We start from the raw sequence: 902 nt of genomic DNA, 5'->3' as shown, positions 1-902 counted from the left end.
GTGGAGGGAGTAGGCGAGGACCGGGGGCAGGGCGGGGTCGGCCAGGGAGACCGGGCCCTTCCAGCAGAAGTACGAGGGGATCAGCAGCAGGCCCCGGCCCCGGAGGCGGATGTCGTGCTCCGTCGGGTACGTGCCGATCTCCAGCCGCGGGTGCTGCCAGCGCACCGCCGGGCCGAGTCCGCCCAGAAGACCCTCGGTGCCGCCGTCGAGCGAGTGCCGGGCCAGCCGGACGCGCTCGGTGTGCACGCCCTCGTGCATCCACTCCTCGTGCGGCTCGATCACCGCGCGGTGGTAGGCGCGCAGGACGCTCACCAGCTCGGTGCGCGGCTCCTTCTCCGGCAGCCGGGAAAGGTGCGGGGGTACGCGTCTTATCCGGGCCAGCGCCGCCAGTTCCGCCGTCACCTGGGCCGGGGGCGTCGCCAGGATCGCCTTCAGGCCCGCCTCCAGGCCGGCGGCGCCCTCCAGCGGCGTGAGGAAGTCCGGCCAGTACGACGCGCGCGGATACAGCGGGAGCAGGAACTGCCGTACAGCGCTCTCCAGTCCTGCCTCCCGTAACCGCTCGCGGGCCGTGCGGTACCAGTGCGCGTAGGCCCAGCGGCCGGCCGGTGTCTGGAAACGGTGGAGGCTCGCGGCGATCTCCCACAGGGCGTGCGGAGCGGGGGCGACCCGTGTCCTGGCCAGATCCTCCGCCGAGAAATGGAAGCGAAGCAAGCTCAACACCCTTTCCACCGGCGTTATTTGACGCTGTTCGAATGAGCATGACAGCCGAAAGCGCACACCGGAGCATGAACTCGCTCCGCCGCACCGATCCCCGAGGCACCACCCGTACCTTCCGCACACCGAAGGAACCCGATGGCGAAGATCCTCACCCACCCGGCCGCAGCGGCGGCCCTGCTCGCGGC

The 902-nt window shown here is 71.4% G+C and carries 1 protein-coding gene; it reads right to left on the bottom strand.

Features of this window, described 5'->3' with window-relative positions; all coding sequences use genetic code 11:
• The coding region (locus CCN33_RS19170) for an ArsR family transcriptional regulator (RefSeq protein ID WP_086694804.1) at positions 1 to 711 on the bottom strand (711 nt) is incomplete at its 3' end.
• Between the last annotated feature and the right edge of the window lie 191 nt (positions 712 to 902).

This window comes from Streptomyces recifensis (assembly GCF_002154615.1).
GTDB lineage: Bacteria > Actinomycetota > Actinomycetes > Streptomycetales > Streptomycetaceae > Streptomyces > Streptomyces griseoluteus.
Note: the sequence above shows the minus strand (reverse complement) of the source record. Positions and strands in the feature narration are given on the sequence as shown.